Source organism: Akkermansia sp. BCRC 18949 (assembly GCF_045011645.1).
GTDB lineage: Bacteria > Verrucomicrobiota > Verrucomicrobiia > Verrucomicrobiales > Akkermansiaceae > Akkermansia > Akkermansia massiliensis.
In genome coordinates this window covers 1,878,437-1,893,005 of record NZ_CP123619.1, presented here as the reverse complement: position 1 = coordinate 1,893,005, position 14,569 = coordinate 1,878,437, and the positions used below count along the sequence as shown (strand labels likewise).

Sequence of the window (14,569 nt, the reverse complement as noted above, 5' to 3'; positions counted from 1 at the left end):
ACGCTTTTCACAGGATGATATTTTCCAGGAACAGGTAGAAACTTTCAACGAAGTGGTAGCACACGTTGCCGTTTTATCCGATGAATGGAAGGAGCTTCACGTCCGGGTGCGGCTGGATCAGATCATCAGCTCGCCTTTGGAGGAAAGGGAAATATCTCTGGAATCCAGGGATGCGGTTGCTCTGACCGTGGAAGCAGCCACCGCCCAGGAAGGGCGCGGGTTTTTCACCAGCCAGAATTTTCGGAGTTCACGATGGTGGACGGGATGGCAGTGGCGTTGTTCAGCCACTTCGCAACAAACAATAAGAAATAATCATGAATAAAATTACTTCTATCAACGGAACCCTCATAGCTTCTCTGAATGAACTGAATGAACATGTGGAGAATGGAACTGCCCATGTTACAGAGGAAGAGCGTACTGCATGGAATAATCAAACCACGGTCAAGGCCAAGGGGATTCTAATTGCCACCCAGGAAGACCTTGACGAGCATACCGGGAACAAGGCTATCCATGTGACGGAAGACGAACGCGCCGCGTGGAACGCCAAGGCGGATGCTGCCGCTCTTTCTGCAAAAGCCGACGCGTCTTCCTTCAATGTGCACAAGGATGATGCCGTAGTCCACATAACAGCGAAAGAACGTGAAACGTGGAACGGCAAGCAGGACAAACTGACAGATGAAGCGGGCAATATGACGCTGGACGGCGGACTAACGGCTCAGGGCGGAACATTTTCCGATGCGGTTAATGCTAACGGAGGCATCAACATCCCGCTTGCCGCGGGGGCCGCGACTAATACTGCGGCCGTCAACCGGATACATGCTGCCGGGCTTGCCGCCGTGGCCGAGACATACAACCTGCAGATTTACCTTGATGCCGCGATTACTACCACCACCAATAATGCTGCCGTGACGGAGCGGGTGTCGGGGCAGCTCATGAGGGTTACCGTGCCGGCCAGACAGTCGTCATCTGTCAATATGGGCCTGGATCACTCTCTTATAGGCCGCGCCAATTACAGCAAATTTGGCGGATTTACCCTGCCAGTCCGGATGTCAGCCTATAAAGCCACTATCAAGATAACGCTAGGCATGGGTGACGGACAGGTGTCGGTGAGGACGGATAGAGACGTTGACGATTACACTAGGGTGCACACTAGCGCTGAGCACTTTGGCGAGGTGCTGGATGTGACTATATCTGACACAAGAGATTCTGAGTCCAGAGGGTACTGGGTCAGAGTCAGAGAGATTTATTACTCCCGTTCAGCGGGGAGGAAGTTTGTCAAGACTACGAGGGCATTATTACCCCTTGACAGCAACACAGCCGTGCCCGCATCCATCAGCGGGCTGGTGTATCACCAGTACCGTGACGGTGGCTGGGATACTGACAATTATGGGACGTTGTGGCTAATGACAGGCGGCTACGATAATCGCTGCTGCATACGCATCGCCAATGTGCGGGGCATACATACCTACAACTCGGTAGGATTTAACGCATGCCACCTGGACATCTACAACAGTACAAACGCCACAACTGTGGACATAGGCGCTCCGCGCATTATGCAGCGATACATGGACGGTTATAACCCTGCGTATTATGGATTTTCGGCCATCGAGTATAACGCGATCAAGTCCGAGACGATAGAGGATTTTATTGATCCGGATACTCAAGACCAAGCCTGATACCATGATTGCAGATAGATAGTTACAGCTACAGTTCCCATGTCTCGGAGAGTGGGACAAGTTCACGATGACAGCCGTATACCGGGACGCGGACGGCTACACTCACACTAACCGTTACGCCCAGGACAACATTCTCACCGAAGCCCTCTCCCGCCCACCGCAGGAGAGGGCTTCTTTATACCCGCAGTACATTGTTTCTGAAAGCCGTCATAATGTACTACTGTTTGTACTGAAGTTTTGGATAAATAAAAATCGCAAGTACTGTATTTCAAGCACTTGCGATTAAAATAAATGGTGGAGGCGACGGGAGTCGAACCCGTGTCCTGAAGGCCGTTGATGCCGGCATCTCCATGTTCAGACGCATATTGCTGCTTTCGCGGCCGCTTCGTCATGCGCCAACTAGGCAGGCTCGCTAGTTGCCTGTGGAAGTCTCGTGCGTTGCGCGGCAACCCCGCATTGCACCAGCCTGCTGAATATTCGTCGTCCCCTCTAGCAGGCGTTGAGGTTCTGACGCGGCTGAACTAATTAGGCAGCCAGAGCAAGGTCGTTAGACTCTGCATTTATTTTTTTAATCGGCTTTTTAGAAGGCCAGCCGATTAACCTTCACATGCAGCCAGCACCTCAGACTTCCAGTCGAAACCATGGCGCCCCCATATGTATTTACCGGTAGAGACAAAAAATCCCGCCATGGCGTTCAGGCAGGAATTATTTTATTTACCAGTGGTGATGCAAGTGGCACGCCCGTAGGGATTCGAACCCCAAACCTTCTGATCCGTAGTCAGACGCTCTATCCAATTGAGCTACGGGCGCTTTGACTTGCGTCGTGTACCGCGTAAGCGGTGAGAGAAATATAGGTTTTTCTTCGGGAAAGTCAAGATGTTTGTAAGATGATTTGAGAAAAAAATCTCATTTTTTCTCTTCCCGGGAGAGGAGTCCTTCAAAGACAGGCCGTTGATTCCGGAGCGCAGAAAGAGGGGAAAGGCGTTGCGTCACGGAATGGGCTGTGGCACACTGAGCGGAGAAAATGAGCGAGTTCAAGGTGATCAGGTCGCCGATGGAGGCATTGAAGGAGTACTTCGGCTTTTCCAGTTTGAGGGAGGGGCAGGACCGCGTGGTGGCTTCCATCATGGAAGGCCGCAACGTGCTGGTGGTGATGCCCACCGGGGGAGGGAAATCCCTGTGCTACCAGCTTCCCGCCTTGTGCCGGGACGGGGTCTGCCTGGTGGTCAGCCCGTTGATCGCCCTGATGAAAGACCAGGTGGACGCCCTTGCCGCCAGAGGGATTCCCGCCACCATGATCAACAGCTCCCTGAGCTTTCCTGAACAAAGGGAACGCCTGGCCGGCATGAAGGACGGGGCGTTCAAGCTGGTGTATGTGGCTCCGGAGCGTTTCGGCCATGAGGGGTTCATGCGTGCTCTGGCGGAGGTGGACGTGAATATGGTTGCCGTGGATGAGGCTCACTGCCTGAGCCAGTGGGGGCATGATTTCCGTCCGGATTATTTGAAGCTGGGCAGGGCTATTGAAGCGATGGGGCGCCCGCAGGTAGCGGCTCTGACCGCCACGGCCACTCCCCGCGTGCGGGAGGATATTCTGGAACATTTGAGGCTGGACGACCCGGTGACGATTGTACGGGGGTTTGCGCGGGAAAACCTGCATTTCCGCATTACGGCTTGCGATACGCACAAGGACAAGTACAAGAGGCTGTACGAGCTGGTGAAGCGCCATAAGACGGGTATTATCTATTGTTCCACCCGCAAAAAGGTGGAGCAGGTCTATGAGGCTCTTTCCGAACTTGGCCTGAACGTGACGGCTTACCACGCGGGCATGACGGATGAGCAGCGGGAAGAGGCTCAGAACGCCTTCATGAACCGCCATGCGGACATCGTCATTGCCACGAATGCGTTTGGCATGGGCATTGACCGTGCCGACGTCAGGTTTGTGGCCCATTTTGAGGTTCCCGGCAGTGTGGAGGCCTATTACCAGGAAGCTGGCCGTGCCGGCCGCGACGGGGATGAAGCCTATTGCGAGCTTTTGTTCAACCACGCGGATTTGCGGACCCAGGAGTTTTTTATTGAGGGGGTGAATCCGGGCGTTCCGCTGATTGTGGAACTGTACGAGTTGTTAAGGAAGCATTGCAGTGCGGAAACCCACGATGTGGCGTGGTCCATGGAGGAGATGGGGGAACGCCTCAAATGCCGGAATGCCATGCAGGTAGGGGCCGCCCTGTCCGTTCTCATGCGCAATGGCGCGATCAGCCGCCATGACGTTCCGGGGCAGCGCGTGAAGCTTACCAGAGTGACGGACCCCGCCGTAAGCGGCTTGAAGATTCCTCTGGACGCACAGGCCCTGCGGGAAAAAGAGGTAAGGGACCGGGAAAAACTGAAGGCGGTAACGGAGTTCGCTTATTCCACCGGCTGCCGCCAGCAGTGGATTTTGAATTACTTCGGGGAGGAGGATGGCGCCCCGTGCGGCCGCTGCGACCAGTGCCTGACGCTGGGGGTGGAGGAAGGCCAATCGTTGGGCGAGGAGGAAACCAGGGTTGTCCGGCAGGCGCTGAGCGGGATTGCGCGCGCGTCCGTGCGCATGGCGGACGGTTCCTGGCAGGGAAGGTGGGGCAGGACGAAAATCATCCAGATGCTCAAGGGGGCGAAAAACCAGGAGATTTTAAAAACTTCCCTGGCCCGTCTGAGTACGTATGGCATTCTTTCCCGCTGGAGCGAGGACGATATCCGCCAGTTGTTCCGCGCCATGCAAATGGCGGGGTTGACCAGAATGAGCGGAGAGGCGAACCGCCCCCTGATTACCCTGAGCCCGAAGGGGAATGAAGTGATGATGGGGCGCAGGGAGGCGTCCATGCTCTGGCCCTTTGCCCGCCGGGAAAAGGCTTCCGCTCCCACGGGCCAGGCCAGGGTGCGGGCCACGGGGGATTTGGCCGCCCTGGGCGAGTTTGACGAAGATTTGTTTTTGAAATTGAAGGAGCTCAGGAATGAGCTGGCCCGTGAAGCCGGAATTCCGGCTTATGCCGTATTCCACAATTCCACCCTGGAAGGGCTGGCGCGGCTGAAGCCCACCACCCGCCGGGGAGCCATGAACGTCCACGGCATCGGGGAGCAGAAGGCCGCGAAGTATCTGGATGATTTTCTGGAAGTGATCGCAGAGCATTGCGAGGTTTAAAAAGGTTTTCCGGACCGCTTGCACCATGTCCGCGCCGCCGTGGGGGAACTGATGGACCTTGTTTTCCCATGGTCCGGCCGCTGAATGTTCCTGCGGGGTTACATTTGCAGGTGAAAAACGGCTTCCGGTTGATTTTATATTGGGAGGACGTTTGTCCGTCTCTTGAATCCGGACGGGAAATTCCAGTGGGAGGTGGCGCTGAAACCCGGTGAAGAAAAGGAACTGACCTGCCAATATGCCTGCCTGGAGTAATTCCTGCCTGTACTATTTATGTATTGACTTCATTTTGGGAAGTGTGTAATTTCTTCTCCACACATTACCCAAGACGGAGCGGTGGCTGAGAGGCTGAAAGCACTCCTTTGCTAAAGGAACGTACTGGCAAAACCGGTACCGAGGGTTCGAATCCCTCCCGCTCCGCCACTTTTTTATTACGCTAGAGCACGGAAAGCCTGATTTTACAAGGTTTCCGTGCTTTTTTATTACGCTACATTACCACAGAAAACGGAAAGGTTGCTGTACAAGTGGCTGTACAAGTTTTAAAAATTGTACAGTTCATATGGCAGGAATTATCAAAAGAAGCAATAAATGGGTGGCCGTCTTCAAGACGCTGGACGGCAAAGAGGTCAGGAAAACCACTCGTATCGACGTGGTTCCAAAGGTTATTCCTCCCGGGGCAAACAAAAGAGCGGTCATAGCGCAAAACGAGGCCAGGGCTCGCCTTATTGCCGAAGAGCTTGAGCATGGACACAAGACCGGCTTTGTTGACTCGCAGCGGCTCAAAGCTATCGCTGGCGGAGATGTTCAGGCGGCCAGCCTTGGCAGAAAGGCCGTGAGCGTTGGAGCGTATCTCCATGAATGGCTGCAATCACGATCCGGCAAGATTCAGGCACACGAAAGAGACGGGAAGGCCATCAAGCAGTTTATTTTGTTCCTGGGGAATGATGGAGGGCAAGCCATAGCCTCCATCAACAAAGACACCGTGAGACGGTTTGCGGAGACAGAAATGGAGCGCGTGTCATCCGGTACAGTATCAAGGTATCTCGAATCTCTTTCCTGCGCGTTCAATCAGGCTGTCGAAAAAGAATTGATCATCTCCAATCCTTTCAGGGGAGCCAGGCTGGACAAGAAAAAAAGCAGGACGACAAACAGGAGCGCAACGCGTTCACCGTGGAAGAAGTCAAGAGGCTGGTAGAAATTTTACCGGGTGAATGGCCGGACATGATACGGGTATGCCTTTATACGGGCGGCCAGCGTTTGGGCGATATTGCCACCCTCAGATGGGAGCAGGTCAACCTTGACGGTGGACTGATTGCCATGACCTCACAAAAAACCAAGCGGCGCATGAACAAGCCCATCATCCGACCGCTGAAAGAGATTTTGGAAGAGAGGGAGAGATATTCCATCAATGAATTTGTGTTCCCTTTGGCCGCCATGAAACACGCACAAGGCGGCGGGAAGTCCAGCAAGCTCTCTCTTGAGTTTACCGGACTTCTGAAAAAACACGGCATCATTTCTGCCGGGGAAAGGAAAGGGAAGGGAGACAAGCGCGTGCTGTCTGAAAAAAGCTTTCACAGCCTGAGGGCGACCGCGGTGACGATTTTGCGGTTGGCAGGGGTGCCGGCGGACTTGTGCCGTTTTATTGTAGGGCATGACTCTGAAGAGATTGAACGGGTATATTTCCGGCCCGACTCGCAGGATGTCGTGCATGCAATAGAGGAAATATCCAGCAAGATTGTTTTGTAATCCTCTCGGGAGGAATTTGTCATCACGTGAACGGATAATTGATGACACAACGTCTTACCGGAGTCACAAGACATCAAATCTCATGAAAAAACAGGAATTTCCTACCCCCCCCCCCCCCCGCATTATAACGCTTTAAATGCTAGCGTGTTAGGAGAAAAAATATCAGCAAGAAAGGGTTACGTCAATGTCGGGTAACGTGATGCTTGTGTTTTTCTTGCTGGCCGTGATGTTCGGGTTCGTTTGTTTCGGCCTTGGCATTGTGGAGGGTTACCGGCGAACCACAAAGAGGATCTTGCGAAACATCACTCAAAAGGATGAGAAGAAGAAATGAACTCGTCAATCTCCTCGTTTCCTCGTTCGGCGATCAAAGATTCCTTAGGTGTGCATATCAATGTAGATGTGTCTACTTATCTACATTACGCGCTTAATTCTAATGATGAAAAAAAATTAGGAAGGAGATCCGGGATGATGCTGGATGAAAAAAATGTAAAAAAGATGAAAAATAGTGTTGACTGGTGGTTAACCACCGATTATGTTGAGCGCATGCCAAGTCAACGGAAGATAGACAAAAAACAGATTTCAGTATGGATCCCCATCGTCCTCTTCCGAAAATTTCAAAAGAGAGCAAAAGAACTGAATATGACGATGACTGAAATCATTACCGCTTATTTAGTTCAACAAACTCAAAACGTAATCCTTACACCCGAAGATTATGAAAACATCGCCCGAGAAATACGAGAAAAAGCAAATAACAATTAACCTCCCTATTGACTTATTTGAGCAAATAAAATTGATTGCGCGGAAAGAACAAAGATCAGTTTCCGGGCAAGTAGTTTTTTTACTCGCGGGTGGTGAACCACCTATAAAAAAGAGAATCAAAAAGAAGGGAGTTTTTTTACCTATAGGTGGTGAACCACCTATAAAGAAAACCGAACCCGCCAAGCGATAATCATGGATTACTTATCTCAGCAAGTCGGGATTCTTTTTGAGATACTCCCAGGCAACATCTGTGATGTTGACGTCAAACCCGGACACAATGCTTCCGTACAAGGAATGTCGAATAAGAACGCCGGCTTCTATCAGACCATTTACGACGCCGTCCCTATCATCAAATCTCTGTGTTCGAGTATCGAAGAAGATATATCCAAGCAGAATGTCTTTCTCTTTTTGAGTGAGAGCATGGAGACGCTTGATCACCTTTTTACGGGATTTTGCCTTGGAGCGAGAGGTTTTGATAGTGTTCCAAACCTTTTCCAGCAGGGCGCAGCCGGAAATAAGGAACACGAACCACGCAATATCGCGGTAATCATGGGTCGAATAGCTGATATGCAGGGCCTCAAGGAGGCTTTGAGGAGCGAAAAGATAAACTCCTGCTGCGGAAAAGATTATGCCTGCATAATTGCAAGCGAATTTAAGCAATTCTGCCAAGTATTGGGGAAAAATCATGGATACAGAGAATAGGCTTAAACGGAAGTAGAGGCAATAGCGTTTACATCAAAGACAAACAAGAAAAAACATATGAATACACCATACATCACCAGCGAGGAACTACGCAAGACCCTGAACATTAGCAAGGGTTCTCTAGTTCGACTTAATAAGGAAGGTTGTCCCCGTGTTTATTTTTCCGGCGGGCTGGGAGGAAAAGGAACACACCCGCGTTACAAACTTGACGAAGTAACGGCGTGGCTTGAGAAAAGATCTCAAGAATTTTTGAAGAAAGGAGGGCGAAAATGAGCATCGAATACGACGAAGAAGACCGCTGCATCCGTGTGGATGATGTAGCTGTGAGTCACGCAGATGCCGAACGGCTGATGAACGAACACGAAACCGCAGCCGCGGCCCTCGAAAACGCCCTGGTGCGGTACGAACGGGACCATGCCACGACGGACAACCCTGACGGACACAACGACGACTTTTGACCAAAGCCATGAACGGGAACGAAAAAACGATAGCCAGCCTTGCGGATGCCTTGGAAGTGCTGTCCGGAGTGCTGAGGGAATTGGCGGACACTCCGGTTCCTTCCTCGGCTGAAGCGTCAAGCGTCGGAATGAATAATTTTGTTCCGGTAGATGAATTCGGAAGCGCAAAAGACTGCGCCGAACGGTTCCACTACTCCGTCAGTGGTATTACTCCTTATTTGTCGGAAGGGGTGAGGCTTGGGAAAATTACCAAGATGACGCCTATGAACAATCAACGGGGCAGGAAGGGCGAAGCACGCTTCAACATGCGCGAAGTCAGAGATTTTCTCTCCAACCAATCAAAACAATGACCACACATCAACACATCATCGACCGGGGGCCCTACAAGGGCATGGTGGAAACACTCACCAACAACCCGCACCCCGCCAAAACGGCGCGCTGCTACATGTGCGCCGAACCGCTGAACGCCTCGTCTTCGTGGGTGTCCCTGGTAGGGGACCATCAGGACGGCGTCTTCTGCGCCCGCTATCTGTGTCGCCTGTGCGCCCGGGAGCGTCTCAACGGCATCCCTGACGAAGCGGAGCGCTGTTGGAACTACACCCAGGCCGCACAATCAAAAGACCTCCTCTCCAAAATCCTCGCTTACCTGATTTTGTGGTGTGGAGTAATTGCCGCTGGAGGAGGATTTTTATTCTTAATTTTCCTCCTGCTCAAAACACTTTTTAACTGAACCCAATAGAACAAAAACACCATGCAAAGAAACGAATGCAAGCCCGGAACAGAAGTCATCATCCGGGGAACGATCAGTGAAGATGACGGAACGGATTTTAACTCTATCAAAATCACTATCCGCCGTGATGACGGCAAAACGGAAGATGGCTTTTTTGACCCTTCTGCTCTTGAGCCCGCCCAGGCGAAATACGACCCGGCGCGGAAATACCGCAAGGGGGATTTGGTGCGAATCACCGGATTTCACGGGAGACTTTTCGGGTGTGGAGGTAATCGGGAGTTGTCCGAAAATAACGCAATTGGAACCCAAATTGCACTTCATGAAGACGAGATTCCGGGAGGGGATGTTAGCCTTCCTGATGGCGTTTTACTAAACCGAAACAATTACCTTTCAGTTGCTTGTATCAAACTTGTCAAGCCGATTGAAGAAATTGAAGCGGAACAGCCTTATTACGTTGAGGAAGAGGACGAGTCATTTGGTGTTTGGTTTAAAAAAGACTCTGAAATTGTCTTGAGAATGCACTGCGTGTCTTTCGGAGACGGGCGCGAAGTGACACGAGAAGAGGCCCTAGAGAAAGCCTTGGAGCTTTGCGACGAACTGAACCGCAAGCACCGCGAATCCCTGAATGCCTAAAAAGCAGTTGGCCGGGGTCAGCGCCAACTGGTCCCCGGCCTGTTACGAATGCAACCTACAAAATTACAATTAGTAACGAGTTATGAATACACCAAGTGAAGCCACGCGGCAAGAGAAAGTAATGGCTCCCTCCAAGTCCACCGAGCTGGCCGTCAGCCTGGACAATCTGGCCCTGGAAGCCCAGCAGGCATTGAGCTGCAAAGGCAGCTTTGAAAAGGCCATCAACATGGGCATTGCCATGAACCGGCTGCGCGACGCCCTGACTCCCCCCATCATGGAATCCATCATGAAGCTGAAAGGCTCCCAGCTCGGCTTCCGCACCGATGAATGCCAGCCGACACAGTACAAGGAGGGCATTTCCTATAACGTTGATGCGGTCAGGGAATGCCTGATTGTAGCCACCTGCATGGGGCTTTCTCCAGTAGGCAATCAGTGGAACATCCTTGCCGGTCGCACGTATGTGACCAAGGAAGGCATGACCTACCTACTGAAAAATCTGGATGGCCTGACCAACTTGAAAATGGTCTATCATCCCGCCGAAATCAAAGAGTCTTCCACTTCCGGCATCAGCAAGCAGGGTAAAGAGTACCAGAAGATTGAGCGGGAAGGATTGGTGAGAGTAGATATGAGCTGGGAGTTCAAAGGAGTTCCGGATTCCGAGACTCTTGAGTTCTGTATCCGCGTGAATAACGGAATGACCCAGGATGCCATCATCGGCAAGGCGGAACGCAAGGCCAAGGCTTGGCTTTATTCCCACCTGACCGACACGATTATTTCCGATGGTGAGGTGGAAGACGGACGAGAAATGCGTAATGCCACTCCGGAACCCGGAACGCAGAAGCCGAAGGTCGGTAATCCTCTTGCGGGTGCTGCTGTACCTCCGCCAGTGGCGGCGGCTCCCAAGCAGGAAGAAAAGCCTCTTGAGCCGGAAGTGGTTTCCTCTCCCCCTCCTGCCACCGATGATTTGAAGTTGGAACCGGAATCTGCCGTGAGCTTGGCAGACCTGGAAAAGCTGCTGCAAGACCATGGAGTGAGCATGCCCCAGGTGGTGAAGTTCTGTCAGAGCCGGCAGATTTACTACGTGCAGGGAGCCAGCCGGGAAGAGACGTTCCCGCCCAAGACGCTGGAATGGCTGGTAGCGAATTTCAACCAGGTGGTTGCCTGGGTGGGAGCCTCCGGGAAGTAAGAGCACAAGATAGAAAGGGCATTTAACCATGAATGTTTTAGATTTATCGAGTTTTGCGGCTTCCGGCGTGGCCTATGGACGGGTGGATAACCCCCAGGCGTACCACGATTCCAAGAAGGGCATTCCCCATTGCGTTTCCAAGTCCATGCTGATGGATTTCGCAAAAAATCCATTCAAGTGGAAGTACCGGCAGGATGAAGGGATTGAGAAGGTTTCCCTGGGGTTCCGCTTCGGTTCCCTGGTGGATTGTCTGGCCCTGACTCCGGAGCAGTTCCAGAATCAGTATCTCGTGGAAGAGTGGCTGCCGGGTGTGAACAAGAACGGCTCCGTGTCCAAGACAAAGCAGGACGACGAGCAAGCAGCTCGCTGGGCGGCGTTTGCCGACCGTGGGGGAGCCGTCCTGACTCCGGAGGAATACGCCGAAGCACAGCAAGCCATGGGGATTTTCAACGGCTATTTGAAGACGGAACACGGTTTGGTGCTGGGGGAATCGTTTGAATCCCAGGTGGCGATGTACAAGACGCTGCTCATTGAGTACGCACCGGACAAGCCGCCGGTTCCTATCACGATCACGGGCATGATTGACATTCTGCCCCACGATACCGATTTGCCGATCATCGACATGAAGACGACCTCCACGCCCGTGGAAGATTCCGGCCTGATTGACAGGGACATGGCCCGCTACGGGTACGGCTGGCAGGCTGCCTTGTACTGCGATTTGTATGAGGCGATCTTCGGCACACGCCGGAATTTCATGTTCGTTTTCGTGGAGTCCGTAGCCCCTTACTGCATTTCCGAGGTGCGGATGGATCAGGAGGCCTTGGAGCATTACCGGGGGCAGTATATGGCCGCCCTGCGCCAGTACGCCGAGTGCGTGGCGACGGGGATTTATCCGGGGGCCGTGGCTCTGCCGCGGTATTACCGCATCCCGCGGTGGGAGCTCAAGAAGGGATGGGAAGGAGGTGCGGCATAATGACCACGCTGACCATTACCTTGCCCCACACGCCGCGGGAACTCTCGCCCAACGCCAAGGCCCCTCTCACGCAGAGGGGGGGCCATTGTGGCCGGCTACAAGAAGACGGCAGCCAAGCGCCGCGCCCGGAACATAGCCTGGGGCCGAACCTACGAAGCCCTGAATGGCCGGAGGATGCAACCGACGCATTACCGGGTGATCTGGTACTACAAGGGCAACAAGCCGGACGCAGACAACTGCCTTGCCCGCTGCAAGGCGTACCTGGACGGAGCCTGTAAGGCCATGGGGATTGACGACCGGACGCTGGATTGTGCCGGGATTGACCGAGTTCACGATCTGGGCCGGGGTGGACAGGTGGAAATCGTGTTTGAAAGGAGGGGGAATGAAAGACTGGACAGGTAACAACTGGACTCTTGGTGCCACGTTGGGCGCATCCTATCTCGCCACCGGGGAAAGGCCGAGGGAAGACTATTACGCCACACACCCTGACATGGTTCGGGATCTGCTCAACGCAGGCGCACCCCTCCGTCAGCGGGTATGGGAACCGGCCTGCGGGGCTGGTCATATCGTCAATGTCCTGCGGGAGCGGGGGCATGAAGTCTGTGCAACCGACATTGTTGACCGTGGATGTCCTGATTCCTGCGTGCAGGATTTCTTATGGGAGTTCGACGATGGCGAGATAGGAGACGTGGATATTATCACCAATCCGCCCTATGCAACCGCCCTTGAATTTGTCGAGCGTGCGCTTGCCTGCGTCAAGGATGGAGCCAATGTCTGGATGCTTCTGCGCCTCCAGTTTTTAGAGGGCAAGGCCCGGCGCCGTCTATATGACATGGCCCCACCCGCGGACGTGTGGGTATTCAGCGAGCGGCGGACCTGTGCGAAAAATGGGGATTTCTCCAAGGCTGAAGGCGGGGCCATTGCATACGCATGGTTCCATTGGATTAAAGGTTACAATAAACAAACAACTATCAAATGGTTATGAAACTCACTAGAAGAAAAGCATTGGCTGTTTACAATAAAAGAGAGCGCGACTTAATGGGAATTACAGGAGCTATCCATCCCTATGAAGTTGTTGAGGATGAAACGATAAACTCCGATGGATCAAAATCCATAGACTTTTTTATCATGACGCCTGATAACGAAGCCCCAGTTTTCATTACTTGTGAAGATAGTTTGAATTTATCCCAGATAGCCGGAGTTAGAGAAAAAGCAATATCCATAGCCAAAGAATTGAGTGTAAGCCACTACATGAAATACGGCGACGAGGATATGAGATGAACTACAACCCCCAACTGACGCTTTTTTGATTATGGCACGTAAACCAACATCTTTAATACCGCGGACGCACCGGGAACTGTGCGAAATTGCTGAACGCTGGCTCATGGGCTCTGCCCGTTGCCGGGTGGCGATCGCGGAACCGAACTGCATCGTCACAAACGAGCAGCCCGACGCTATAGGTTTCAATGGATCGTATAGCATCCTCGTTGAGGCTAAAACCAGCCGGGCGGATTTTTTGGCAGACCTCAAAAAGCCGTTCCGCATCTATCCTCAAAAGGGTATGGGGTATTGCCGATACTACATCTGTGAGCCGGGGATCATCACAGAAGATGACCTGCCGGAACGGTGGGGATTACTGTATGTCCTCCCTGGCGGACGGGTTCGGATAGTTCGGTACAGCAGATATTTCCGTGAGGCAAACTACGCCGCTGAAAGGAGCCTTTTGACCGCATGCCTGTACATCCAGAAGCCGCTAAAAATCAATACTGTCCAAGGCAGGAAAATACAGCTCTCACCTGCATTTGGGGCAGAAGCAAAAGAGAAGGAGGGGATATAGTATATGCCAAATAGAATAATCAGAGAAGGAATTATCACCAGTGAAGCGGTCAATTCCCTAAGCTGGGAAGCCGAAATATTTTATCGCCGCTTGCTCTCCGTTGTGGACGACTTCGGGCGTTTCGATGCCCGTCCGTCTGTCCTGCGCTCTGCCCTGTACCCCCTGAAGCTCGACTCCATGAGGGAGGATTCCGTTCAACGTTGCCTCAAATCCTGTGAGGCGGCCCGGCTCGTCGTCCTGTACTCCGTCGATGGAAAGGAATATCTGGAAGTGACCAACTTCCGGCAGCAGGTACGGAGCAAGAAAAGCAAATACCCTGCACCTGATGCACATATGCACAGCACATGCTTAGCAGATGCACAGCATATGCGCACTAAGACGGAGTCGGAGACGGAGACGAATAATACCCCCTTACCCCCTCCGTGTACCGTGGAGGAAGTCGAAGCCCATTTGCGGGCCGCGGCTTTTGCGGGCAGGGTTCGGTTAGCTCCTGACCAGATTCCGGATTGTGCAACAGCATACATCTCCAAACGGGATTTGACGGATTGGAAACGCGGAGAAATTCCCATCACCGCGGCCAAATGGAAATCTGACTCCATCAATTTTGCCGTCAGTTATTCCGCCAACCATCCAGCACAGCCAGGAACAGATAAAGACCCATACTCAAACCTTGAAGAACTTTAACAATCAACCTATT

At 52.6% G+C, this 14,569-nt stretch carries 19 protein-coding genes, 2 tRNA genes and 1 other RNA gene; 18 read left to right on the top strand and 4 right to left on the bottom strand.

Features of this window, described 5'->3' with window-relative positions; genetic code table 11:
* Positions 1 to 117: 117 nt before the first annotated feature.
* Positions 118 to 288 carry a hypothetical protein gene (locus P8A25_RS07950; RefSeq protein ID WP_215443068.1) on the bottom strand — a complete coding sequence of 57 codons (171 nt, stop codon included), beginning with the start codon at positions 286 to 288 and terminating at the stop codon, positions 118 to 120.
* A 26-nt stretch (positions 289 to 314) separates the two neighbouring features.
* Here P8A25_RS07950 and P8A25_RS07945 point away from each other — a divergent pair, with 26 nt between their 5' ends.
* Positions 315 to 1,676: a hypothetical protein gene (locus P8A25_RS07945; protein ID WP_215443066.1), complete on the top strand. Its 1,362-nt coding sequence runs from the start codon at positions 315 to 317 to the stop codon at positions 1,674 to 1,676.
* 292 nt (positions 1,677 to 1,968) lie between these two features.
* Here P8A25_RS07945 and ssrA read toward each other — a convergent pair.
* Positions 1,969 to 2,328: a transfer-messenger RNA gene (gene ssrA / locus P8A25_RS07940) on the bottom strand.
* Between the two features lie 81 nt (positions 2,329 to 2,409).
* Positions 2,410 to 2,486, bottom strand: a tRNA-Arg gene (locus P8A25_RS07935).
* A gap of 214 nt (positions 2,487 to 2,700) precedes the next feature.
* On the opposite strand from P8A25_RS07935, the gene P8A25_RS07930 reads away from it, so the two are divergent.
* The 6 genes from P8A25_RS07930 (at position 2,701) to P8A25_RS07905 (ending at position 7,543) form a co-directional block, all read left to right on the top strand.
* Positions 2,701 to 4,851, top strand: a complete 2,151-nt coding sequence (locus tag P8A25_RS07930; RefSeq protein ID WP_215443064.1) for an ATP-dependent DNA helicase RecQ — start codon at positions 2,701 to 2,703, stop codon at positions 4,849 to 4,851.
* A gap of 327 nt (positions 4,852 to 5,178) precedes the next feature.
* A tRNA-Ser gene (locus tag P8A25_RS07925) sits at positions 5,179 to 5,271 on the top strand.
* Between the two features lie 136 nt (positions 5,272 to 5,407).
* Positions 5,408 to 6,043, top strand: a complete 636-nt coding sequence (locus tag P8A25_RS07920) for a phage integrase SAM-like domain-containing protein (RefSeq protein ID WP_404838650.1) — start codon at positions 5,408 to 5,410, stop codon at positions 6,041 to 6,043.
* The gene (locus P8A25_RS07915) at positions 6,019 to 6,594 is read left to right on the top strand and encodes a tyrosine-type recombinase/integrase (RefSeq protein WP_404838649.1); all 576 of its coding nucleotides are present in this window, start codon (positions 6,019 to 6,021) and stop codon (positions 6,592 to 6,594) included. Before P8A25_RS07920 ends, P8A25_RS07915 begins: the two co-directional genes overlap by 25 nt.
* Positions 6,595 to 6,921: 327 nt before the next feature.
* Positions 6,922 to 7,353 (top strand): hypothetical protein, encoded by a 432-nt coding sequence (locus tag P8A25_RS07910; protein ID WP_146020903.1) that lies wholly within the window; start codon positions 6,922 to 6,924, stop codon positions 7,351 to 7,353.
* Complete coding sequence (locus tag P8A25_RS07905; RefSeq protein ID WP_404838648.1) at positions 7,307 to 7,543, top strand: ribbon-helix-helix domain-containing protein; 237 nt, start codon at positions 7,307 to 7,309, stop codon at positions 7,541 to 7,543. Before P8A25_RS07910 ends, P8A25_RS07905 begins: the two co-directional genes overlap by 47 nt.
* Before the next feature lie 11 nt (positions 7,544 to 7,554).
* Here P8A25_RS07905 and P8A25_RS07900 read toward each other — a convergent pair whose 3' ends face one another.
* The gene (locus P8A25_RS07900) at positions 7,555 to 8,040 is read right to left on the bottom strand and encodes a super-infection exclusion protein B (RefSeq protein WP_404838647.1); all 486 of its coding nucleotides are present in this window, start codon (positions 8,038 to 8,040) and stop codon (positions 7,555 to 7,557) included.
* A 72-nt stretch (positions 8,041 to 8,112) separates the two neighbouring features.
* Between P8A25_RS07900 and P8A25_RS07895 the strand changes: the two genes are divergently transcribed.
* From P8A25_RS07895 to P8A25_RS07845, 11 genes are all read left to right on the top strand, one after another.
* Positions 8,113 to 8,328 carry a hypothetical protein gene (locus P8A25_RS07895; protein ID WP_244060238.1) on the top strand — a complete coding sequence of 72 codons (216 nt, stop codon included), beginning with the start codon at positions 8,113 to 8,115 and terminating at the stop codon, positions 8,326 to 8,328.
* 193 nt (positions 8,329 to 8,521) lie between these two features.
* A complete protein-coding gene (locus P8A25_RS07890; protein ID WP_215832749.1) occupies positions 8,522 to 8,863 on the top strand; it encodes a hypothetical protein in 342 nt (113 codons plus the stop codon).
* Entirely contained in the window at positions 8,860 to 9,243 is a 384-nt protein-coding gene (locus tag P8A25_RS07885; RefSeq protein WP_191230126.1) for a hypothetical protein, read from the top strand. Before P8A25_RS07890 ends, P8A25_RS07885 begins: the two co-directional genes overlap by 4 nt.
* A 21-nt stretch (positions 9,244 to 9,264) precedes the next feature.
* The gene (locus tag P8A25_RS07880; protein ID WP_404838646.1) at positions 9,265 to 9,876 is read left to right on the top strand and encodes a hypothetical protein; all 612 of its coding nucleotides are present in this window, start codon (positions 9,265 to 9,267) and stop codon (positions 9,874 to 9,876) included.
* Between the two features lie 82 nt (positions 9,877 to 9,958).
* A complete protein-coding gene (locus P8A25_RS07875; RefSeq protein WP_404838645.1) occupies positions 9,959 to 11,062 on the top strand; it encodes a hypothetical protein in 1,104 nt (367 codons plus the stop codon).
* Positions 11,063 to 11,090: 28 nt separating this feature from the next.
* Complete coding sequence (locus P8A25_RS07870) at positions 11,091 to 12,035, top strand: PD-(D/E)XK nuclease-like domain-containing protein (RefSeq protein WP_404838644.1); 945 nt, start codon at positions 11,091 to 11,093, stop codon at positions 12,033 to 12,035.
* An 87-nt stretch (positions 12,036 to 12,122) separates the two neighbouring features.
* Entirely contained in the window at positions 12,123 to 12,437 is a 315-nt protein-coding gene (locus P8A25_RS07865; RefSeq protein WP_404838643.1) for a hypothetical protein, read from the top strand.
* Entirely contained in the window at positions 12,418 to 13,020 is a 603-nt protein-coding gene (locus tag P8A25_RS07860) for an NAD(P)-dependent oxidoreductase (protein WP_404838642.1), read from the top strand. The genes P8A25_RS07865 and P8A25_RS07860 overlap by 20 nt, the downstream gene beginning before the upstream one ends.
* Positions 13,017 to 13,316, top strand: coding sequence for a hypothetical protein (locus tag P8A25_RS07855; protein ID WP_102752954.1), 300 nt, complete (start codon positions 13,017 to 13,019; stop codon positions 13,314 to 13,316). Before P8A25_RS07860 ends, P8A25_RS07855 begins: the two co-directional genes overlap by 4 nt.
* Before the next feature lie 31 nt (positions 13,317 to 13,347).
* On the top strand, positions 13,348 to 13,872 hold the full coding sequence (locus P8A25_RS07850) for a hypothetical protein (RefSeq protein WP_404838641.1): 525 nt from the start codon (positions 13,348 to 13,350) through the stop codon (positions 13,870 to 13,872).
* Between the two features lie 3 nt (positions 13,873 to 13,875).
* Complete coding sequence (locus P8A25_RS07845; RefSeq protein ID WP_404838640.1) at positions 13,876 to 14,556, top strand: hypothetical protein; 681 nt, start codon at positions 13,876 to 13,878, stop codon at positions 14,554 to 14,556.
* The last annotated feature ends 13 nt before the right edge of the window (positions 14,557 to 14,569 follow it).